General features: G+C 72.0%; 18 protein-coding genes and 1 riboswitch. Of the genes, 5 read left to right on the top strand and 13 right to left on the bottom strand.

What is annotated here, in order from left to right; all coding sequences use genetic code 11:
• Positions 1–155 precede the first annotated feature (155 nt).
• The gene (locus A3Q37_RS26165) at positions 156–2060 is read left to right on the top strand and encodes an AAA family ATPase (RefSeq protein WP_065488107.1); all 1905 of its coding nucleotides are present in this window, start codon (positions 156–158) and stop codon (positions 2058–2060) included.
• 69 nt (positions 2061–2129) lie between these two features.
• Here A3Q37_RS26165 and A3Q37_RS26160 read toward each other — a convergent pair whose 3' ends face one another.
• The 10 genes from A3Q37_RS26160 to ribD all read right to left on the bottom strand — a co-directional run bounded on the left by A3Q37_RS26160 (position 2130) and on the right by ribD (position 10676).
• Entirely contained in the window at positions 2130–3236 is a 1107-nt protein-coding gene (locus A3Q37_RS26160) for a hemolysin family protein (RefSeq protein WP_065488084.1), read from the bottom strand.
• Positions 3233–4591 carry a hemolysin family protein gene (locus tag A3Q37_RS26155; RefSeq protein ID WP_065488083.1) on the bottom strand — a complete coding sequence of 453 codons (1359 nt, stop codon included), beginning with the start codon at positions 4589–4591 and terminating at the stop codon, positions 3233–3235. The genes A3Q37_RS26160 and A3Q37_RS26155 overlap by 4 nt, the downstream gene beginning before the upstream one ends.
• Before the next feature lie 194 nt (positions 4592–4785).
• Positions 4786–5256 (bottom strand): PH domain-containing protein, encoded by a 471-nt coding sequence (locus tag A3Q37_RS26150; RefSeq protein WP_065488082.1) that lies wholly within the window; start codon positions 5254–5256, stop codon positions 4786–4788.
• Between the two features lie 44 nt (positions 5257–5300).
• Entirely contained in the window at positions 5301–6149 is an 849-nt protein-coding gene (hisG, locus tag A3Q37_RS26145; RefSeq protein ID WP_065488081.1) for an ATP phosphoribosyltransferase, read from the bottom strand.
• Between the two features lie 50 nt (positions 6150–6199).
• Positions 6200–6472, bottom strand: coding sequence for a phosphoribosyl-ATP diphosphatase (locus A3Q37_RS26140; RefSeq protein WP_003970410.1), 273 nt, complete (start codon positions 6470–6472; stop codon positions 6200–6202).
• Between the two features lie 35 nt (positions 6473–6507).
• The gene (ribH, locus tag A3Q37_RS26135; RefSeq protein ID WP_003970409.1) at positions 6508–6993 is read right to left on the bottom strand and encodes a 6,7-dimethyl-8-ribityllumazine synthase; all 486 of its coding nucleotides are present in this window, start codon (positions 6991–6993) and stop codon (positions 6508–6510) included.
• A gap of 31 nt (positions 6994–7024) precedes the next feature.
• Positions 7025–8320, bottom strand: coding sequence for a bifunctional 3,4-dihydroxy-2-butanone-4-phosphate synthase/GTP cyclohydrolase II (locus tag A3Q37_RS26130; protein WP_065488080.1), 1296 nt, complete (start codon positions 8318–8320; stop codon positions 7025–7027).
• Complete coding sequence (locus tag A3Q37_RS26125) at positions 8317–8961, bottom strand: nicotinamide mononucleotide transporter family protein (protein ID WP_065488079.1); 645 nt, start codon at positions 8959–8961, stop codon at positions 8317–8319. Before A3Q37_RS26125 ends, A3Q37_RS26130 begins: the two co-directional genes overlap by 4 nt.
• On the bottom strand, positions 8958–9566 hold the full coding sequence (locus A3Q37_RS26120; RefSeq protein WP_065488078.1) for a riboflavin synthase: 609 nt from the start codon (positions 9564–9566) through the stop codon (positions 8958–8960). Before A3Q37_RS26120 ends, A3Q37_RS26125 begins: the two co-directional genes overlap by 4 nt.
• A complete protein-coding gene (gene ribD / locus A3Q37_RS26115; RefSeq protein ID WP_065488077.1) occupies positions 9567–10676 on the bottom strand; it encodes a bifunctional diaminohydroxyphosphoribosylaminopyrimidine deaminase/5-amino-6-(5-phosphoribosylamino)uracil reductase RibD in 1110 nt (369 codons plus the stop codon).
• 173 nt (positions 10677–10849) lie between these two features.
• A riboswitch (FMN riboswitch) is annotated at positions 10850–10980 on the bottom strand.
• 322 nt (positions 10981–11302) lie between these two features.
• Between ribD and A3Q37_RS26110 the strand changes: the two genes are divergently transcribed.
• Positions 11303–13663: a chitinase C-terminal domain-containing protein gene (locus tag A3Q37_RS26110; protein ID WP_065488076.1), complete on the top strand. Its 2361-nt coding sequence runs from the start codon at positions 11303–11305 to the stop codon at positions 13661–13663.
• Positions 13664–13816: 153 nt separating this feature from the next.
• Here A3Q37_RS26110 and A3Q37_RS26105 read toward each other — a convergent pair whose 3' ends face one another.
• Entirely contained in the window at positions 13817–15007 is a 1191-nt protein-coding gene (locus A3Q37_RS26105; RefSeq protein ID WP_065488075.1) for an ROK family transcriptional regulator, read from the bottom strand.
• 208 nt (positions 15008–15215) lie between these two features.
• Here A3Q37_RS26105 and A3Q37_RS26100 point away from each other — a divergent pair, with 208 nt between their 5' ends.
• Together A3Q37_RS26100 and A3Q37_RS26095 are read left to right on the top strand one after the other, a co-directional pair.
• Positions 15216–16448 carry an MFS transporter gene (locus tag A3Q37_RS26100; RefSeq protein ID WP_065488074.1) on the top strand — a complete coding sequence of 411 codons (1233 nt, stop codon included), beginning with the start codon at positions 15216–15218 and terminating at the stop codon, positions 16446–16448.
• 241 nt (positions 16449–16689) lie between these two features.
• Positions 16690–18081, top strand: a complete 1392-nt coding sequence (locus A3Q37_RS26095; protein WP_065488073.1) for a uracil-xanthine permease family protein — start codon at positions 16690–16692, stop codon at positions 18079–18081.
• Between the two features lie 24 nt (positions 18082–18105).
• Here A3Q37_RS26095 and A3Q37_RS26090 read toward each other — a convergent pair whose 3' ends face one another.
• A complete protein-coding gene (locus A3Q37_RS26090; RefSeq protein WP_065488072.1) occupies positions 18106–19314 on the bottom strand; it encodes a glycoside hydrolase family 6 protein in 1209 nt (402 codons plus the stop codon).
• A gap of 97 nt (positions 19315–19411) precedes the next feature.
• Between A3Q37_RS26090 and A3Q37_RS26085 the strand changes: the two genes are divergently transcribed.
• Complete coding sequence (locus tag A3Q37_RS26085) at positions 19412–20122, top strand: DUF5995 family protein (RefSeq protein WP_065488071.1); 711 nt, start codon at positions 19412–19414, stop codon at positions 20120–20122.
• A gap of 50 nt (positions 20123–20172) precedes the next feature.
• Here the strand turns inward: A3Q37_RS26085 and A3Q37_RS26080 are convergent, their stop codons facing one another.
• The gene (locus A3Q37_RS26080) at positions 20173–21867 is read right to left on the bottom strand and encodes an NAD(P)/FAD-dependent oxidoreductase (RefSeq protein ID WP_065488070.1); all 1695 of its coding nucleotides are present in this window, start codon (positions 21865–21867) and stop codon (positions 20173–20175) included.
• Between the last annotated feature and the right edge of the window lie 2 nt (positions 21868–21869).

Here is a 21869-nt window from a genome sequence, read left to right as displayed (position 1 = left end):
CCGAGGGCCGGCCGTTGCGCGGCTCCTCCCCCGGTGCGCGGGTACGATGCAGCTCGGTGTGGTCAATTCCCTTCCTCCACGCCGTGATTCAGCACGCTCAGGTGGGCATGCTGTGCGGGCGGGACATCCTGGGGGCACGGTTTGTGGGGGACCTGATGGACATCGGCACACAGGGCGCTGGAGCCCCCGCCGACCTCGCCTGGCTGCGTGGCATGGACGCCTACACGATGGGCGCCTACCCGCAGGCCGAGGAGGAGTTCAGAGCCGCGGTGCGGTTCGATCCCGGCATGGCGGACGGCTGGCTCGGCCTCCACGCGCTGCGCATCGACACCACCACCGCCCTGTTACGCATGTACCGGCACCGCGACCGCTTCGGCGAGCAGCGCGCCCGTCACCGCCGCGCGCTCAACTCCTGGTACTGGCTGGGCTGGTGGGTGCAGCCGGTGCTGGAGAGCCCGCGCGATCTGCTGCTGGCGCACGCCTCGCACTGGCTGGACGGACGCCATGTGCCGGAGCTGGACCGGGCATTGGCCGGGCTGCCGCCGGTGGACACGGATCCGCAGGTGCGGTTCCTGCACGCCTGCCGCTCGTATCTGGTCAAGGACTGGGAGCAGTTGGTGCGCTGCACCGAGCAGCTCGTCGACGATCCGATGCTGGGCATCGAGGCGGGCCTGTTCGGCGGGATGGCCCGGGTGCGGCTGGAGATGTTCGGGCAGGCGGAGCCGCTGCTGTCGGCCGCGCTGATGCGCTGTCGCAGCGAGCAGCCGCAGCGCAAGGAGCTGCGCTACTGGCTGGCGCGGGCCCACGAGGGCACCGGGCGCAGCGCCGCCGCCCTGCCGCTGTACCGGGCGGTGCACCGGGTGGACCCGGCGTTCATGGACACCTCGGCCCGGCTGGCGGCGCTCGTGGAGGGCGACGGGTTCGACGAGTCGGCGGATCTGGCCGCCGTGTCCCTGACCGGTTTCGGTTCGGGGGGCGCGGGGGCGGAGGCGCAGCCGGAGGGCGACGCGCTGCTCGGCACCGATCTGGTGGACGGGCGCGAGTCCTGGCCGGTCGGCGAGGCCGGGCTGCTCGGCGACGAACCGGCCCCCGGTCCGCCCGTTCCCGTCGAGGGGGCCCGGCGCACCAGGACCCGTAAGGCGCCGCCGTTCCCGGCCGGGCCCAGCGATCCGGTCCTGCTGGCCGAGGCGCTGGCGCAGCTGGAGCGGATGGTCGGCCTGGAGCCGGTCAAGCGGCAGGTCAAGGCGTTGTCGGCGCAGTTGAACATGGCCCGGCGGCGGGCCGAGCAGGGTCTGCCCGTGCAGCCGCCGAAGCGCCACTTCGTCTTCTCCGGCCCCTCCGGCACCGGCAAGACCACGGTGGCCCGCATCCTGGGCCGGGTCTTCTACGCTCTCGGGCTGCTCGGAGGCGATCATCTGGTCGAGGCCCAACGCTCGGATCTCGTCGGGGAGTTCCTGGGGCAGACGGCGGTCAAGGCGAACGAGCTGATCGACTCGGCGCTCGGCGGGGTGCTGTTCGTCGACGAGGCGTACAGCCTGGCCAACTCCGGTTACAGCAAGGGCGACGCGTACGGCGACGAGGCGCTTCAGGTGCTCCTCAAGCGGGCCGAGGACAACCGGGACCATCTCGTCGTCATCCTCGCGGGGTATCCGGAGGGCATGGACCGGCTGCTCGCCACCAACCCGGGTCTCTCCTCCCGGTTCACCAGCCGGGTCGACTTCCCCAGCTACCGGCCGCTCGAACTCACCGCGATCGGCAGCGTCCTGGCCGCCGAGAACGACGACGTGTGGGACGAGGAGGCGCTGGACGAGCTGCGCTCCATCAGCGGCCATGTGGTGGACCAGGGGTGGATCGACGAGCTGGGCAACGGCCGCTTCCTGCGGACGCTGTACGAGAAGAGCTGCGCCTACCGTGATCTGCGGCTGTCCGGTTATGCGGGCGAGCTGACCCGGGAGGACCTGTCGACGCTGCGGCTGGCGGATCTGATGCAGGCCTACGGCGAGGTGCTGTCGGGGCGCGGTCCGGTGGGCCGGGGCAAGCAGGAGCCGGGCGCGGTGTGAGGTCCGGGCCGGGGGAGCTGGCCCCCCGGCGCGGCCTCATACCGCCGGTCCCGGCCCCGTGCCGCCGTCTCAGTGCACCAGCGCCCCGGACGACGGCCGCCCCGGTGTCCTGGGGACGTCCACCGTACGGCGGGGTACGGACACCACCCGGTGGGCCGGGTCGCGTACCTCCCCCACCAGCATCTCCAGGACGTCCTCCATCGCGACCAGGCCGAGGACCCGGCCCGATCCGTCGGCGACCTGGGCGAGGTGCGTCGCGGCGCGGCGCATCACGGTCAGGGCGTCGTCCAGCGGGAGTTCGGCCCGTACGGTCGCCATCGGGCGCCAGATCTGCTGCGGGACCGCGCGGTCGGCGTCCTCCAGCTCCAGGACGTCCTTGACGTGGAGGTAGCCCATGAAGGGGCCGCCGTCCTCCGCGCAGACCGGGAAGCGGGAGAAGCCGGTGCGTACCGTCAGCTCCTCGATGCGGCGCGGGGTGACCGACGGGTCGACGGTGACCAGGGAGGCCCGCTCCAGCAGGACGTCGGCGACGGGCCTGCTGCCCAGTTCGAGGGCGTCCTCCAGTCGTTCGGCGGCCTCCGGTCCGAGGAGGCCGGCCTGTCCGGAGTCCTCGACGAGCCGGTTGAGCTGCTCACTGGTGAAGACGGCCTCCACCTCGTCCTTCGGCTCGACGCCGAACAGCCGCAGCACCAGACCGGCGCAGGCGCCGAGCGCGGTGGTGACCGGGCGGCAGAGCCGGGCGAAGGCGACCAGGCCGGGGCTGAGCCAGAGCGCGGTCCGCTCGGGCGCCGCCATCGCGAGGTTCTTCGGGACCATCTCGCCGATGACCAGGTGCAGGACGACCACGGTCAGCAGCGCGAGGGCGAAGCCGAGGGGGTGGACGAGCCCGTCGGGGACGTGCGCCGCGTGGAAGACCGGCTCCAGGAGGTGGGCGACGGTCGGCTCGGCGACGGCTCCGAGGGTGAGGGAGCAGACGGTGATGCCGAACTGGGCGGCGGCCATCATCTGCGGCAGGTTCTCCAGGCCGTGCAGGACGGTACGGGCCCGGCCGGACCCCTGGGCGGCCAGCGGTTCGATCTGGCTGCGGCGGACGGAGACGAGGGCGAACTCCGCGCCGACGAAGAACCCGTTCGCCAGCACGAGGAGGGCGGCGAGGAGGAGTTGGAGCAGGCTCATCGCGCGGCCTCCAGCAGCCCCGGTGCGGCCGTCTCCGGCAGCGGACCGGACGTCCGGGTGAACCGGACGCGTTCGGCGCGGTTGTGGCCGACCTGGCGGACGGTGATCCGCCAGCCGGGGAGTTCGGCCCGGTCGCCGGGGGCGGGGATGCGGCCCAGGAGTTCCGCGACGAGCCCGGCGACGGTCTCGTACGGTCCGTCGGGGACGTCCAGCCCGTTGCGGCGCAGGGTGTGGACCCGGCAGCTGCCCTCGGCGTCCCACGCGGGGCGACCGTCCTCGGCGGTGGCGGCGGTCAGCTCGGGGCGGCCGGCCCCTTCGGCGTCGTGCTCGTCGCGGACCTCGCCGACGAGCTCCTCGATGATGTCCTCCAGGGTGACGACGCCGGCGGTGCCGCCGTACTCGTCGACGACCACGGCTATCGGCTGTTCGTGGCGCAGCCGCCGCAGCAGGTGTTCCACCGGCAGGGTGCCGGGCACCAGCAGCGGGGCGACGGCGATCCGGCCGGCCGGGGTGCGCAGCCGCTCGTGGGCGGGGACGGCGAGGGCGTCCTTGAGGTGGACCATGCCGATGACCTCGTCGATGCGGTCCCGGTAGACCGGGAAGCGGGAGAGGCCGGTGGCGCGGGTGAGGTTGAGGACGTCCTCGGCGGTCGCGGAGGAGTGCAGGGCGCTGACCTTCACCCGGGGGGTCATGACGTGCTGGGCGGTGAGACCGGCCAGCGAGAGGGTCCGCACGAAGAGGTCGGCGGTGTCCCGTTCCAGGGCCCCGGCCTCGGCGGAGTGCCGGGCGAGGGAGACCAGTTCGCCCGGGGTGCGGGCGGAGGCCAGTTCGTCGGTGGGCTCGACCCCGAAGAGGCGGACCAGCCGGTTGGCCAGGGCGTTGAGGAGGGTGATCACCGGTCGCAGGAGCGCGGCGAAGCGGGCCTGGGGTCCGGCGACGAAGCGGGCCACCTGGAGCGGCCGGGAGACCGCCCAGTTCTTGGGCACGAGTTCGCCGACGATCATCTGGACGGCGGAGGCCAGCAGCATCCCGACGACGACCGCGACCCCGGACACGGCCCCTGCGGGCAGTCCGGTGGCCGTGAGGGGTCCGGCGAGCAGCTGGGCGAGGGCCGGTTCGGCGAGCATGCCCACCACCAGGGAGGTGATGGTGATGCCGAGCTGGGTGCCGGAGAGCTGGAAGGAGAGTTCACGCAGGGCGCGGACGACGGTACGGGCCCGTCGGTCGCCCTCGGCGGCGGCTCGTTCGGCGTCCGGTCTGTCCACGGTGACGAGCCCGAATTCGGCTGCCACGAAGAAGCCGTTGGCGAGGATGAGGAGGAAGGCCGCCGCGAGGAGCAGCAGGGGGGTGGTCATGAGGCCGCCGCCTCCGAGGAAGGGGCGGCGCAGGTACTACCGGACGATCCGTCCATTGCTGGAAGGAGTCACTCCTTGGGTCGCAGGAAGAACCCCGCGGGCCCCGGGGCGGGGCCGTGGTACGGGCGGGGCGGGGCGCACGGGGCGCCGCCGCCCACCAGAGTAGACAAGAAGGCGCCGTGCCGGGCAGGGGCTCAGCCGCCGGCGGGAGTGTCGTCGCCGCCGGTGCCGCGCGACTCGGCGAGGGAGCGCAGGGCGCGGGCGTCGCGGATGGCCTGCTGCTTGGCCAGACCGGGCTGGATGCCGAGGACGGGCAGGCTGGTGCCGTCGCTGAGGTCGAGGAAGACCCAGGGGTCGCCGGAGCGCAGGTTGACGCGGAGGATCTCCTCCCAGGCCAGCCTGCGGGTCCGGGTGAGGTTGACGACGGTGACCCCGGTGTCGTCGGCGGCGACCTTGGGCCTGCTGAGCAGGGCCAGGACGCCGAAGAACAGCGCCGCGACGAAGATGAAGCTGGCCCGCTCCCCCGGGTTGAGCCGCTCCAGCATCAGCGCGACGACGGTGATGACGAGGAACATCGCCAGGCCCACGCTCAGCAGGACCACCCGGGTGAGGGTGGGCCGGAAGGTGACCGGCAGGGTGGGGAGTTCGGGCCTGGGCGCGGACATCGGGGTCTTCTCTCGGGAGGTGCGGGCGGCCGGGGCCGGGGCCGTCAGAGGCGGCAGGCGTGGATGGCCGTGGTGAGGATGGCGCGGGCGCCGAGCTCGTACAGGTCGTCCATGATCCGCTGGGCCTCCTTGGCGGCGACCATGGAGCGGACGGCGACCCAGCCCTCGTGGTGCAGCGGGGAGATGGTCGGCGACTCCAGGCCCGGGGTGAGGGCGACGGCGCGCTCCAGGTGCTCGACGCGGCAGTCGTAGTCCATCATCACGTAGGACCGGGCGACCAGGACGCCCTGGAGGCGGCGGAGGAACTGCTGCACCTTGGGGTCGTCGGCGGGGGCGCCGGTGCGGCGGATCACCACGGCCTCCGACTTCATGATCGGCTCGCCGATGATTTCGAGGCCCGCGTTGCGCATGCTGGTGCCGGTCTCGACGACGTCGGCGATGATCTGGGCGACGCCGAGCTCGATGGCGGTCTCGACGGCGCCGTCGAGGTGCACGACGGAGGCGTCGACGCCCTCGTCGGCCAGGTGCTTCGCCACGATGCCCTCGTAGGACGTGGCGATCGTCATGCCGGCGAAGTCCTTGGGGCCGGTGGCCGTGCCGGGCTTCGTGGCGTAGCGGAAGGTGGAACGCGCGAAGCCGAGCTGGAGGATCTCCTCGGCCCGGGCCCCGGAGTCCAGCAGCAGGTCGCGTCCGGTGATGCCGATGTCCAGCTTGCCGGAGCTGACGTAGATCGCGATGTCGCGCGGCCGCAGGTAGAAGAACTCGACCTCGTTCGCCGGGTCGACGAGGACCAGTTCCTTCGACTCCTTGCGCTGCCGGTAGCCCGCCTCATGGAGCATCGCCATCGCAGGCCCGGAGATTGCACCCTTGTTGGGGACGGCGATGCGCAGCATGAGGTCAGGTTTCCTTTGAGCGAAGGGGTGGTGGGACGGGCGGGGTGTGCTCAGAGATGGGCGTAGACGTCGTCGAGCGAGATCCCGCGGGCGACCATCATCACCTGGACGTGGTACAGCAGCTGGGAGATCTCCTCGGCGGCGGCTTCCTTGCCCTCGTACTCGGCGGCCATCCAGACCTCGGCGGCCTCCTCGACGACCTTCTTGCCGATGGCATGGACGCCCTTGTCGACCAGTTCGGCGGTGCGGGAGGTCGCGGGGTCGCCCTCGGCGGCCTTGAGCTGGAGCTCGGTGAAGAGCTCTTCGAAGGTTTTGTTGGCCATGATGGTCCTCAGAATACGGGGTCGCCGGAGGGCACTCAGCGCCAGGGTTCGCTGACGGTCCGCAGCGTGGCGGCGGTGGCGACAGCGGCGGTGACCGCTTCGTGCCCCTTGTCCTCGTTGGACCCTTCGAGGCCGGCCCGGTCGAGCGCCTGCTCCTCGGTGTCGCAGGTCAGTACGCCGAAGCCGACGGGAACACCGGTGTCGACGGTGACCTGGGTGAGGCCGAGGGTGACGCCCTGGGAGACGTACTCGAAGTGGGGGGTGCCGCCGCGGATGACCACGCCGAGGGCGACGATCGCGTCGTAGCCGCGTCCGGCGAGCACCTTGGCGACGACGGGCAGCTCGAAGGAGCCGGGGACCCGGAGCAGGGTCGGCTCGTCGATGCCCAGCTCGTGCAGGGCGCGCAGCGCGCCGTCGACGAGTCCGTCCATGACCTTCTCGTGCCACTGGGCCGCGATCACGGCCACGCGGAGGTCGCCGCAGTTGCGTACGGACAGTTCGGGTGCACCCTTGCCGCTCATGTCTCTCCTGTTGCTGGTTAAGAGGTGTTCGTTACTGGTTGGCGCAGGTCGACGCGGGGGCGTCGAGCCAGGGCAGATCGTGGCCCATGCGGTCGCGCTTGGTGCGCAGGTAGCGCAGGTTGTGCTCGCCGGCCTGGACGGGCATGGGCTCGCGGCCGGTGACGGCGAGTCCGTGGCGGACGACGGCCGCGGTCTTCTCGGGGTTGTTGGTCATCAGCCGCAGGCTGGTGACGCCGAGATCCTTGAGGATCCGGGCGCCCGCCGCGTAGTCGCGGGCGTCGGCGGGCAGGCCGAGCTCCAGGTTGGCGTCGAGGGTGTCGACGCCGCGCTCCTGGAGTTCGTACGCGCGGAGCTTGGACAGCAGGCCGATGCCGCGTCCCTCGTGGCCGCGGAGGTAGACGACGACGCCCCGGCCCGCTTCGGTGATGCGCCGCATGGAGGCGTGCAGCTGGGGGCCGCAGTCGCAGCGCTGGGACTGGAAGATGTCGCCGGTCAGGCACTCGGAGTGGATCCGTACGAGGACGTCCTCGCCGTCGCCGATGTCGCCGTGGACCAGGGCGACGTGTTCGACGCCGTCGGCGATGGAGCGGTAGCCGTACGCGGTGAAGTCGCCGAACGCGGTGGGCAGCCGGGTCTCGGCCTCGCGGCGGACGGTCGGCTCGTTGCTGCGGCGGTAGGCGATCAGGTCCTCGATGGAGATGATCGTCAGGCCGTGCTTGCGGGCGAACGGGATCAGCTCGGGCAGCCGGAGCATCACACCGTCCTCGCCCGCGATCTCGACGATGGCCCCGGCGGGGCGCAGTCCGGCGAGCCGGGCGAGGTCGACGGCGGCCTCGGTGTGGCCGTTGCGGACGAGGACGCCGCCGGAGCGGGCGCGCAGCGGGAAGATGTGGCCGGGCCGGACGAAGTCGCCGGGTCCGGCGACGCCGCCCGCGAGCATCCGCAGGGTGGTGGCGCGGTCGGCGGCGGAGATGCCGGTGGTGACGCCGTGCGCGGCGGAGGCGTCGACGGAGACCGTGAAGGCGGTCTGCATCGACTCGGTGTTGTCCTCGACCATCTGCGGCAGTTCGAGGCGTTCCAGCTCGTCGCTCTCCATGGGCGCGCAGATCAGACCGCGGCACTCGCTCATCATGAAGGCGACGATCTCGGGGGTGGCCTTCTCGGCGGCGATGACGAGGTCGCCCTCGTTCTCGCGGTCCTCGTCGTCCACGACGACGACGGGGCGGCCGGCGGCGATGTCACGGATGGCCTGCTCGACCGGGTCCAGCGAGAGGTCCTCAACGAGCGGGTCGTGGCCGGGGTGCAGCCAGGTGGGCTGAGCAGTCATGCCGTGGCTCCTTCCAGAGCGGGTGTCCGCGTACGCAGCCACCAGTCGCGCATCCCCCACAGGACGAGGGCGCCGTAGATGATGTAGACGAAGCCGGAGAAGGCGAATCCGTTGGCGAAGTTCAGGGGTACGCCGACCAGGTCGACCAGCAGCCAGGCGAACCAGAACTCGACCATGCCGCGCGCCTGGGCGTACATCGCGACGACGGTGCCGACGAAGATGTACGCGTCCGGCCACGGGTCCCAGGACAGCGACGGGAAGGCGGTGAACAGGCCGCCGACGGCGAGGGTGCCGAGCGCGGCGCCGCCGATCAGCACGCCGCGCTCGCGCCAGGTGGCGAAGCGGACGGCGATGGAGCCGTCCTGGGCCTGCTGCCTGCCGCGGTTCCAGGACCACCAGCCCCACAGAGCGACGACGATGACGACCAGCTGCTTGCCCGCGCTGCCGGAGAGGTGCGCGGAGGCGAAGGCGACGAGCAGGATGACGCCGGAGAGGAGCTGGGCGGGCCAGGTCCAGATGGAGCGCCGCCAGCCGAGGGCCAGGGCGATCAGGCCGACGATGTTGCCGATCATGTCCGACCACTTGATGTGCTGGCCGAACACGGTGAAGGCCTCGGAGTTGAGCCAGTTCGCGAGGTTCATCGCGGGTCCTGTCCGGCCCGGTCACCGAGCATCCGCTCGACGTACTTGGCGATGACGTCCACTTCCAGGTTGACCGGGTCGCCGGGCTGCTTGTGGCCGAGCGTGGTCAGGGCGAGGGTGGTGGGGATGAGGCTGATGGTGAAGTAGTCGGCCGCCGCCTCGACGACGGTGAGGCTGACGCCGTCGACGGTGATGGAGCCCTTCTCGACGACGTACCGGGTCAGCTCGGGCGGCAGGGAGACCTTGACGATCTCCCAGTGCTCGGAGGGGGTGCGCTCGACGATGGTGCCGGTGCCGTCCACATGGCCCTGGACGAGGTGTCCGCCGAGCCGGCCGCCGAGCGCCATCGGGCGCTCCAGGTTGACCCGGGAGCCGGGGGCGAGCGCGCCGAGGCTGGAGCGCTTCAGCGTCTCGGCCATCACGTCGGCGGTGAATTCGCCGTCCGCGGTGTCCACGACGGTGAGGCAGACGCCGTTCACCGCGATGGAGTCGCCGTGCTTCGCGCCCTCGGTGACGAGGGGGCCGCGCAGCCGGAAGCGGGAGGCGTCGGCGAGCTGCTCGACAGCGGTGACCTCACCCAGTTCTTCGACAATTCCGGTGAACACTCAGTTTCCCTTCCGAGCAGGGGCGGGGGCGGCGGGGACGGCGGTGACACGCAGATCGGGGCCGATGGCCACGGTCTCGGTCACATCGAGGCGCAACGCCTGGGAGATGGTGGAGATTCCGGCGTCGGCGAGGGCGGCGGGGCCCGCGCCGAGCAGGACCGGGGCGAGATAGCCGACGACCTTGTCGACCTTTCCGGCGGCGACGAAGGCGCCCGCGAGGGTGGGGCCGCCTTCGAGGAGTACGGAGCGGACGCCTCGCTCGTGCAGGGCGGCGAGGAGGGCGTCGAGGTCCAGGCCGGGGCCGGTGGCCGCGCGGGGCAGCCGCAGGGCGGCGGCCTCCGGGAGGTGGCCGGCCGGGGCGTCGTCGGCGACGGCGATCAGGGTGGGCGCGGTGGCGTCCAGGACCCGGGCGCCGGGCTTGACGGCGGTGGCGTTCGTGTCGACGACGACCCGCAGCGGCTGGGTGGCGCCGTCGATGCCGCGCACGCCGAGCTGGGGGTCGTCGGTGCGGGCGGTGCCGGAGCCGACGAGCACGGCGTCGGCCTCGGCGCGCAGCCGGTGGACGTCGGCGCGGGCCTCGGGCGAGGTGATCCAGCGGCTGGTGGCGTCGGCGGCGGCGATCCGGCCGTCGAGGGTGGCGGCGTACTTCCACAGGACGTACGGCCGGCCGAGGCGCACCGAGGTGAGCCAGGCGGCGTTGCCCGCCTCGGCCTCCTTGGCGAGGAGGCCCTGCTCGGCCCGGACCCCGGCCGCGCGCAGGGTGTCGCCGCCGCCGGTGGCCTGCGGGTTCGGGTCGCCGACCGCGTACACGACACGGCTGATCCCGGCGGCCAGGAGGGCCTGGGCGCAGGGGCCGGTGCGGCCGGTGTGGTTACAGGGTTCGAGGGTGACGTAGGCGGTGCCGCCACGGGCCCGGTCGCCGGCCGCGCGCAGGGCGTGGACCTCGGCGTGCGGACCTCCGGCGCGCTGATGGAAGCCTTCACCGGCCACGGCTCCGGCGGCGTCGGTGATCACGCATCCGACGACCGGATTGGGGCTGGTGGAGCCGAGACCGCGGGCGGCGAGCGCGATCGCTCGGCGCATGGCGGTGATGTCGGCTGCGGTGTCCACCGGGTCCTCCTGCCTCTTCGGGCACGGACTCCGGGGCCTGTCGATGACGACAGAGAAAGCGGATCACCAGCGGGAACGCCGCGGACCCGGGAACGGGAAACGCCAGGAACGCACGGCTTCCGGGAGATTCCCGGCCATGCGTCCGCCGACGGCGGCGTACCGATGACGAACCGCCGCGCACTGCCTCCCATCCGGACTTTAACCGTCGGTCCAGGAATTTCACCTGGTCAACCGGCCGCTGGCTGCGGACGGGTCGCGGACTGTAACCGCCGGTTCGGAATTGCACCGACCCCGGAGTGCGCTGCTACTGGTACGGAACCAGTCTGCCACGGACGCCTCTCGGCCATGCGGGTGAGCGCTGTGGGCTGGGTCACAGGATCCATGGATCGCGTCACACCGGGTCACGGAAAACGTGGCGCATTCCCGTCGGGACGAACGCGACAACGTAGTCATTCACAAAGTTGAGCCTTAAAGGTCCAGACCTATTGACGCACTGGTCTAGTCCTCTTAATCTCTGCGTCACCTCCGAGGTTCGGTCCCACGGTGGGCGCACACCGGGACCCCGACAGACCCACCCCCTTTTCAGCCAGTTGTGTTCTGCCGACCTCCCCAGGAGGAACGACCACATGCTGTCCCCCACCCGAGCGAGAGCCACGCTCCTCGCCGCCGGCGCCGCCGTCGCCGGACTGCTGCTGAGTTCGCTCGCCGCAGGCCCCTCGGCCGCCGCCGACCAGAACTCCTGTCGCCCCGACGGGCTTTACCAGACCCCCGGCGTCGATGTCCCGTACTGCTCCGTCTACGACGCCGACGGACGCGAGAAGATGGGCGCCGACCACCAGCGGCGCGTCATCGGCTACTTCACCAACTGGCGTACCGGCAAGGACGGCAAGGACGCCTACCTCGTCCCGGACATCCCGTGGGACAAGGTCACGCACCTCAACTACGCCTTCGCACACGTCGACAGCTCCAACAAGCTCTCGGTCGGGCCCGACAGCGCCGACAACGCCTCCACCGGAATGACCTGGCCCGGTGTCGAGGGCGCGGAGATGGACCCGACGCTCCCCTACAAGGGGCACTTCAACCTGCTGACGAAGTACAAGAAGCAGCACCCGAACGTGAAGACCCTGGTCTCCGTGGGCGGTTGGGCCGAGACCGGCGGCTACTTCGGCCCCGACGGCGAGCGCGTCGACTCGGGCGGCTTCTACTCGATGGCGACGAACGCCGACGGTTCGGTCAACCAGGCGGGCATCAACACCTTCGCCGACTCGGCCGTCGCCTTCATCAAGAAGTACGGCTTCAACGGCGTCGACATCGACTACGAGTACGCCACCACGATGAAGGACGCGGGCAACCCGCTGGACCACACGCTGGCCAACGGCCGCCGCGCGGGCCTGGTCAAGGGTTACGACGCCCTGATGAAGACGCTGCGCGAGAAGCTCGACCGCGCGGGCGAGGCCGACGGCAAGCACTACCTGCTGACCGTCGCCGCCCCCTCCTCCGGCTATCTGCTGCGGGGCATGGAGACGTACCAGATGCAGAAGTACCTGGACTACGTCAACATCATGTCCTACGACCTGCACGGCGCCTGGAACGAGTACGTCGGACCCAACGCCTCGCTGTTCGACGACGGCAAGGACAACGAGCTGGCGCAGGCGGGTGTCTACACCACCTCGCAGTACGGCGGCCTCGGCTACCTCAACACCGACTGGGCCTACCACTACTTCCGCGGCTCGATGCCGGCCGGCCGGATCAACATCGGCCTGCCGTACTACACCCGCGGCTTCAAGAACGTGCAGGGCGGCACCGACGGCCTGTGGGGCAAGGCGGCCACGACCGACTGCCCGGCGGGCGCGGGTCTGACCAAGTGCGGTGACGGCGCCGTCGGCATCGACAACCTGTGGCACGACAAGGACACCAACGGCAAGGAATCCCCTGCCGGTTCCAACCCGATGTGGCACGCGAAGAACTTGGAGAAGGGCATCGTCGGCGATTACGTCACCGACTACGGCTTCCCCGCGAACACCCAGCTGACCGGCACGTACGCCCGTAAGTACGACTCGACGCTGGTCGCCCCGTGGCTGTGGAACGCTGAGAAGAAGGTGTTCCTCTCCACCGAGGACGAGCAGTCGGTGAAGGCCAAGGCCGACTACGTCGTGGACAAGGGCATCGGCGGCACGATGATCTGGGAGCTGGCGGGCGACTACCAGTGGAACGCGGCGAAGGGCCAGTACGAGACGGGCTCCACGCTGACCTCCGCGATGTACGACGCGTTCAAGTCGGCCACCCCGTACGGCGCGAAGCGCTCCACGATCGACCTGCCGACCGAGGCGCTGGACATCGACGTCTCCTTCGGCCAGTTCCCGCTGGGCGACTCCAACTACCCGATCAGCCCCAAGCTGAAGATCACCAACCGGACCCAGGCCACGCTGCCCGGCGGTACGGAGTTCCAGTTCGACTACTCCACCTCCGCCCCGGCCAACGCCAAGGACCAGTCAGGCTTCGGTACGACGATCATCCGCAGCGACCACACGGCGGCCAACAACATCGGCGGCCTGAAGGGCGACTACAACCGTGTCTCGCTGAAGCTCCCGGCCTGGCAGAGCCTGGCCCCCGGCGCCTCGGTCGAGCTGGACTTCGTCTACTACCTGCCGACCTCCACCCCGTCGAACTGGACCGTGACCTTCGGCGGGAAGTCCTACTCCCTCGCCGGTGACCTGGCCCGCGGCACCACGGTGGTCGAGCCCGGCACCGGGACCGACCCGACGCCGACCCCGACCCCGGACCCGACCGGTCCGACGCCGACTCCGACCCCGACGCAGCCGGGCGGCAGCTGCTCGGCCCCGGCGTGGGACGCGGGCACCGAGTACGGCGGCGGCTCCACCGTCAGCCAGGACGGCCATCAGTGGAAGGCGTCCTGGTGGACGAAGGGCGAGAAGCCCGGCACCACCGGCGAGTGGGGCGTCTGGAAGGACCTCGGCGCCTGCTGATCCCTCCCGTGCCCTCCGGCCCGGCGTGAGCGGTCCTCCCCGCTCGCGCCGGGCCGTTCGGCTCTCCCCCGGTAGCCGCCGGGCCCGGACCGCGTTCTGGGAGGCGGCGGGTGGTACCGGTCCGGCCGTCCGCCGTTTCCCCGGTCCGCCCGCTCAGCCCTCCGGGGCGAACAGCGCGTCCTGGGCCGCGTCCCGGGCGGTGAGCAGCGCGCCGCGCAGCACGGCCCCGTCGCCCAGCGAACCGGCGCGGACCTCGGTGCGCAGCGGTGACATCGTGGCGAGCCGCTCCTCGACCCGGGCGGCGAGCGCGGCCCCGCCCGCGTGGCCGACGGCCCCCGCGAGCAGCACACAGCCCGGGTCGAGCACCGAGACGACGGCGGCGGACCCGAGGGCGAGGCGGTCGGCGACCTCCTTCAGGAAGGGCTCGCCCGCCTGCCCCGCCTCCAGGGCGGCCCGCACCGCGGCCACGGCGGCCGACTCCTCCTGGCCCTCGGCCACTGCCGCCCGGTCCACGAGTCCGTGCGCGGCCGCGAGTTCGCACAGCGCGACGGAGCCGGCCAGGGAGTGGAAGCCGCCCTCGCAGTTGACCGCCGACGGCAGCCCGCTCACCCCGGGGACCGGCAGGAAGCCGATCTCCCCCGCGCCGCCGGACGCCCCCTGACGCAGCTTGCCGTCCAGCATCACGGCGGCCCCGATCCCCTGGCCCAGCCAGAGCAGGACGAAGGTCTCCCGGTCGTGGGCGGCGCCCTCCCGGTGCTCCGCGACGGCCGCGAGGTTCGTCTCGTTCTCCACCAGGACCGTGGCCGGGAGCCGCCGCTGGAGCTCGCGGACCAGGCCCCGGTGCCAGGCGGGCAGGCCGGAGCTGTCGCGGAGTTCGCCGGTGGCCGGGTCGATCAGGCCCGGGGCGCCGATGCCGACGCTGTGCAGGGGTACGGACCCGGCGGCGCGGGCGGTGCGCTCCAGGAGGGCGGCGGCCCGCTCGACGGCGGGCCCGGTGCCGGTGTCGCTGCCGATGGGCAGCGAGTCCTCGGCGAGCGTCGTCCCCAGCAGATCGGTGACGACCACGCTGACACTGCCGAGACGCACGTCGAGCGCGGCGAGATGGGCCCGGTCGGCGACGATCCCGTACAGCTTGGCGTTGGGGCCGCGGCGGACGGCTCCGGACTCGCCGACGACCTGGATCAGACCGGCGCTCCGGAGCCGTTCGACGAGGTCGGCGACGGTGGGCCGGGAGAGCCCGGTCAGCGTCTTGAGCTGGGTGGCCGTCAGCGGGCCGTCCTGCTGGAGCAGGCGCAGGGCGAGCCGGTCGTTGATGGCCCGAGCCGTGCTCGGAGATGCGGGCATACCGGGGATCCTTCCAGATGGCCGCCCCGCCGCTTTCCGGCCGCTTTCCGGCCGCTTTCCGGGCCGATGAGAAACGACTATTTATCAGGCAGGGTTCCTGATAGTTTACGCGACGCATCGTCACGCATCGCCACACGGAAGCGGCGAAAGCGGCGGCAGCGCCGGACCGGCCGGCATCCGAGGATTCCCAGGGGAGGGGCTCGACGGCATGACGAAGGACTCGACGACCGTCACGGTCTACAGCACACAGCAGGTGAAGCGGGCGCGGATCGCCGTCGCCGCGGTCTTCACCGTCCACGGGGCGGTGACCGGCAGCTTCGCGACCCGGGTGCCGTGGATCCAGGACCACGCCGGGGTGAGCGCGGGCCAGCTCGGCCTGGCGCTGGCCTTCCCGGCGATCGGCGCGTCGATCGCGATGCCGCTGGCGGGCCGGATCAGCCACCGGTTCGGCGCCCGGACCGCACTGCGGGGGCTGCTGGCGCTCTGGACGCTGGCGCTGATCCTGCCCGCGCTGGCACCGAACCTGCTCACCCTCTGCGCCGCGCTGTTCGTCTACGGGGCGACGGCGGGCATGTCCGACGTGGCCATGAACGCGCTGGGCGTCGAGGTGGAGAACCGTCTCGACAGGTCGATCATGTCGGGGCTGCACGGCATGTGGAGCGTGGGCGCGCTGATCGGTTCCGCGGCGGGCACGGTCGCCGCCCACACCGCGACCGACGCCCGGCTGCACCACCTCGTCGCGGCCCTGGCGCTCACGGCGCTGGGCCTGATCGCCTGCCGGGACGTCCTCGACATCCAGAGCCGCACGGACGAGGAGCCGCCGCCGCGGTTCACGCTGCCACCGAAGTCGGCCCTGGTCATCGGGGCGGTCGGGTTCTGCGCGGTGTTCGCCGAGGGGGCCAGCCTGGACTGGTCGGCGGTCTACCTGCGGGACGTCCTGGACAGCTCGGACGGTCTCGCGGCCGCGTCCACCACGGCGTTCGCCCTGACGATGGCGGTGGCCAGGATCGCCGGGGACCGGATCGTCGACCGGTTCGGCGCGGTCCGCACGGTGCGGACCGGCGGAGTGATGGCCACCGCGGGCGGGCTGCTGGTCGTGCTCTCGCCCTCCCCCGCGGTCGCGATGTGCGGCTTCGGGCTGCTGGGCCTCGGTGTGGCGGTCGTGGTCCCGCTGGCCTTCGCCGCGGCGGGGCGCAGCGGGCCGAACCCGAGCCAGGCCATCGCGGGCGTCGCCACCATCACGTACACCTCCGGTCTGATCGCCCCCTCCGCGATCGGCTCGCTGGCCGAGGCGACCTCGCTGGTGGTGTCGTTCGGCGTGGTGACCGCGCTGGCCTTCGGCCTGGTGCTGGGCGCCGGGGTGCTGCGGTCGGCCGACCGGAAGGTCGCGGGATCGGCGGTCGGCGGGGGTACGACGACGAAGAGCGCCGCCGGAAGCTGACGCGGAGCCGGACGGGGACGGCGTACGCGACGGAAACGACGTACGCGACGGGAAGACCGCTCGCGTACGGGTGCGCCCCGTCCCCGTACGGGCATGGCGCGGCGGCGGCGCGCGGTGGGTGACCTCCGCGCGGCCGCCTCCGGGGGCACCACTACCATGGCGCTGATCTTTTCCGCAGGTGAACACCGAACCCCGGGTCGCAGACCGGTCGGCACACCGAGCAGACCTTCAGGGAGCAACCATGAGCCTCGGCGTGCGCTGGACCTTGCACGGCGACGGGAAGACCCCCGAGCCCGGGGCGGTGGTGCGCCCCGACGAACGGCTCTCCTGGCCCCGTACGTTCGGACTCGGCGCCCAGCATGTCGTCGCGATGTTCGGGGCGTCGTTCGTCGCCCCGGTCCTGATGGGCCTGGACCCGAACCTCGCGATCATGATGTCGGGTGTCGCGACCGCGATCTTCCTGCTGGCGACCAAGGGCCGGGTGCCCAGCTATCTGGGCTGCTCGCTCTCCTTCGTCGGCGTCGCGGCCACGATCCGGGCGAGCGGCGGGGACAGCGCGACCGTCACGGGCGCGGTGCTGGTGGTCGGCGCGGCGCTGTTCCTGGTGGGTCTCGCCGTGCAGCGGTTCGGCGCGCGGATCATCCACGCGGCGATGCCGCCGGTGGTGACGGGCGCGGTCGTGATGCTGATCGGCTTCAACCTGGCGCCGGTGACCGCCTCGACGTACTGGCCGCAGGACCAGTGGACGGCGCTGGCGGTGATGCTGTTCACCGGCCTCGCCGTGGTGTGCCTGCGCGGTTTCCTCTCCCGGATCGCGATCTTCCTGGGGCTGGTCTTCGGGTACGTGCTGTCGTGGGTGCTGGACCTGGTGTTCGGGAAGATCCACTCCCCGGCGGGCGGGGCCGAGGCCGTCGACCACTGGCGCCTGGACCTCTCGGCCGTCGGCCAGGCCGACTGGATCGGGCTGCCGTCCTTCCACGCCCCGGCCTTCGAGTGGTCGGCGATCCTGGTGGCGCTGCCCGTGGTGATCGCGCTCGTCGCGGAGAACGCCGGACACGTCAAGGCCGTCGGCGAGATGACCGGCGACCCGCTGGACGACAAGCTCGGCACCGCCATCGCGGCGGACGGCGCGGCCTCCATGCTCTCCACCGCCGTGGGCGGCCCGCCCAACACCACGTACTCCGAGAACATCGGCGTGATGGCCGCCACTCGCGTCTACTCCACGGCCGCGTACTGGGCGGCGGCCTGCTTCGCCCTGCTCTTCGGTCTGTGCCCGAAGTTCGGCGCGGTCGTCGCCGCGATCCCGGGCGGGGTGCTCGGCGGGATCACGGTGATCCTGTACGGGATGATCGGCCTGCTCGGCGCCCAGATCTGGCTCAACGGCCGGGTGGACCTGCGCAATCCGCTCAACCTGGTCCCGGCCGCCGCGGGCATCATCATCGGCGTCGGCGGGGTCAGCCTGAAGATCACCGACAACTTCGAGCTGGGCGGCATCGCGCTCGGCACGCTCGTCGTGATCACCGGCTACCACGTGCTGCGGGCCTTCGCCCCGGCGCACCTCAAGTCGCAGGAACCGCTGCTGGATTCGGGGACGTCGGCGTACGACGAGAAGCCGGGGCCCGAGAAGGGCTGAAGGCCGTACGGGGGCGGCCGGGGCTCACCCGGTGGCCAAGGCGTAGGCGTACTCCGGGGTGAAGGAGCCCGCCGCGCCCGAGCAGCCGTCGGACTCCCCCGGCAGCTTCACCCACAGGTACGCGTCGATCCGGGCCTCGCCGGTGCTCGTCGTCGGGGGCTGCCCCAGGGCCCGGCCCGCCGGGTCGCACCACTGGCCGGCGGCCGGTGCTCCGTTGCCGTTGCGGCTGGTGTCGATCACCGCGCCGAGGCCGGCCGGGCCGCCGAGTGCGGCGAGGACCCGGCGGGCGTAGGCGGTCTCGTCGGCGGTGCGGTGGAAGTTGGACACGTTGGTGAAGATGCCGTCGCCGTCGGTGGCGGCCCCGGCGGTCCGGAGCGCGGCGGCCTGTTTCGCGGGGGTGTGCCAGCCCGAGTGGCCGCCGTCGAAGTAGACCCGGGCCCGCGGATTGGCTGTGCGCAGAGTGCGTCCGGCGCGGGCCAGCGAGGCGAAACGGGCGGCCCGTTCCGAGGCGGTGAGGCAGTCGGACAGGGCGATGGCGTCCGGTTCCAGGATCACGATCGCCGGACCCGCGCCGAGCCCCTGGGCGAACTCCCGTATCCACGCGTCGTACGCCGCGAGGTCCGGGGCGCCGCCCTGGGACGCGCCGCCGCAGTCCCGGTCGGGTATCGCGTACGGGACGAGCACCGGGGTCCGGCCCGCGGCGGCCGCGCCCCGGGTGACCTCGCGGACCTGCCCGGCTATCTCGCCCGGGTTGTGGGCGGCGAACCAGACGGCGGCGGGCTGCGCCGCGATCCGGGACTCGATGACCGGGCGGCGCGGGTCGTCGGGGTTCGCCCGCACCCAGTCCAGGACCTGGGAGCGCGGGTGCCGGAAGAGGCCGCTGAGGGGCGCGGGTGCGGGCGCCGTCGACCGGGCGGGCGCGGGCGGCGGTGCGGCGCTCGGGCGGGCCGTGGTGCGTGAGGGCGACGGTGCCGGAGCGGGGCGCGTCGATGAGGCGGACGGGGCGGGGGCCGTGGGCGTCGGCGTGGGGATCGCGGGGAGGGGCTGGAGGAGCGGCGAGGGCGTCGGTTCGGGACGGGCCGTGTCGCGCCCGTCCTGGTGGCCCGCGTCGATCAGCCCGGCCGTCGCGCCGATCGCCACGACCGCCGAGGCGACGGCGAGCAGGGCGTGGCGGCGGGCCGCGCGGCGGCGTTCACGGTGAGCGGTGCGGCGTCGTACGCGGGTGCCCGGCACTCCTCGATCCCCTTTTCCGGCACCGCTGTTCGTCCGTTCCGATGAATACTCGGGCCGGTCGGCGCCGTGGCGAGCCTAAGGCTGGGACGCTCCGCGCATGACGCAGATCGAGCAGTTCGCAGGAGCGGCCGGGGTCGGCGGCCCGTCGGCGGGCACCTCACCGGTGATCGAACATATGCGGGAATTGCGGTCCCGCTGGCCGTCCGGGGAGGGGGTGGCGGTCTTCAACCGGGTCTATCTGGAGGTCCTGGAGACGGCCGAACCGAACCTCGGCCGGGGCGGGCCCGACGGCCGGGAAGCCGCCGCCCTGCTGGGCGTACGCTGCGCCGGGCACTATCTGTCGGCCGCCGATACGGCCACGGCGGGCGGGCGGCCGCCGGAGTGCTGGCGCCCGCTGCTCCCCTGCCGCCGTCATCCCGGCGTACGTCCGGTGCAGTTCGCGCTGAGCGGTCTCCAGGCGCACGTGGGCCACGATCTGGTCCTGGCGCTGGTGGACACCTGTCGTACGCTCGGCTGCGATCCGCCGGACCTGGAAGGGGAGTTCGAGCGCGTGGGCGATCTCCTCGCCTTGCTGGAGGAGCGGATCCACGACGAACTGATGCCGGGGCCCGACCTGTTGGAGATCGCGGATCCACTGACCCATCTGGTGAGTTCCTGGAGCCTGGAGCGGGCCCGCGAGGCGGCCTGGTCGGCGGCCCGGGTGCTCTGGCGGCTGCGCGGATTCCCTTCGCTGGCCGAGGAGTTCAGGCAGCGGACCGACGCGGGCGCGGGGCTGGTGGGGCGGCTCCTGCTCACCCCCTGCCGCTGACGCCCGCGTCGGTACGCTCGGGACTCAGTCCATCGGTACGCTCCCGGGGCTCAGTCCTCCGGAAGCTCGACCGGGGCGATCTCGTCGAAGACGTCGCCGGGGCCGGGGTTGGTCGCGTCCGTCGCCCCGCCGAACTGGTGCATGACGCCCCACACCGCGTTCAGCGCGGTCTGCACGGCGCCCTCGGCCCAGCCGGCCGTCCAGGAGATGTCGTCCCCGGCGAGGAAGATGCCCCGCTTGTCCTCGGGCAGCCGGTCCTGCATGAAGTGGGTGAACAGCCGCCGCTGGTAGCGGTAGTGGCCGGGCAGGTTGGCCTTGAACGCGCCCATGAACCAGGGCTCGTTCTCCCAGGAGACGGTGACCGGGTTGCCGATGATGTGGCTGCGGATGTCGACGTTCGGGTAGATCTCGCCGAGCGACTTGAGCATGACCTCCATGCGCTCCTTCGGGGAGAGCGGCAGCCACTTCAGGCTGTCGTCGCACCACGTGTAGGAGAGACAGATGACGGCGGGCTTGTCAGGACCGTCGTCCAGGAGGTACGTCCCCCGGGTCATCCGGTCGGTGAGCGTCATCGACATGGTGTCGCGGCCGGTGGTCTCGTCCTTGTCCAGCCAGAACGGCCGGTCGACCGGGACGAACAGCTTGGACGACTCCATGTAGTGGGTGCGCTCCATCGCCGTCCAGTGGTCGATCGGGAAGAGCGCGTCATCGCAGTCGATCTTGGAGAGCAGCAGCCAGGACTGGCCGGTGAAGACGGCAGCCCGGAAGGTGCGGATGTCGCCGGTGGCGTCGGTGACCGTGATGCGGTTGCCCGCCGTACGGGTCAGCCGGGTCACCGCGCCGCGCGGCTCACCGCCGTGCAGGGAGGACAGCGAGGTGCCGAGCGGCCAGTGGACGATCTTCTGCGGCTCGCGGTCCCACAGGCGCAGCGGGAGCTGCTGGCTGCCGCCGACGATGCCGCGGTGGTGGTCGTCGGCCTCGGTGTAGACGACGCGCAGGATCTCCAGGATGGAGTTGGGGAAGTCGGTGTCCCAGCCGCCGGTGCCGAAGCCGACCTGGCCGAAGATCTCGCGGTGCCGGAACGACTTGAAGGCCTCGGACTCGCAGAGGAAGCCGTAGAAGGTCTGGTTGTCGAGCCGCTCGACGAGCTGCGACCAGATCTCCCGGATGCGCGGGACGTCGCGCTCACGCAGCGCCCGGTTCATGTCGGAGAAGTCGGCGCCCTCCTCCAGACAGGCGTTCCAGGCCTCGGCGACGTCACGGTAGACCTGCGGCAGGTCGTCGATGGTCTCGGCGTAGTGCGACTCGCCCTTGAGGTCCACGACGGTGGAGGGCGTGGCCGGGGAGAGCGGGTTGGGGAAGGGCCGGGTCTGGAGGCCCACCAGGTCGATGTAGTGCTGGAGCGCCGTGGACGAGGGCGGGAAGCGCATGGCGCCCATCTCGGCGGTGAGGTCGCCGTCGCAGCCGTCGAAGCCGACGGTGCGCAGCCGGCCGCCGATCTGGTCGGCCTCGTAGACGACGGGCTTGAGGCCCATCTTCATCAACTCGTACGCGGCGATGATGCCGGAGAGACCGCCGCCGATGACGGCGACCTCCTGGCCGTGCTCGGTCGCCGGTATCTGGCCGAGCCCGGCCGGGTGGGCGAGGAAGTCGTCGTACGCGTACGGGAAGTCCGGCCCGAACATGGTGATCGGCGGGGCGGCCGCGTCGGTGTGCTGGACGGCGTTGGGCACCGTGGACGTCATGG

This window comes from Streptomyces sp. PTY087I2 (assembly GCF_001687325.1).
Classification (GTDB): domain Bacteria; phylum Actinomycetota; class Actinomycetes; order Streptomycetales; family Streptomycetaceae; genus Streptomyces.
Note: the sequence above shows the minus strand (reverse complement) of the source record. Positions and strands in the feature narration are given on the sequence as shown.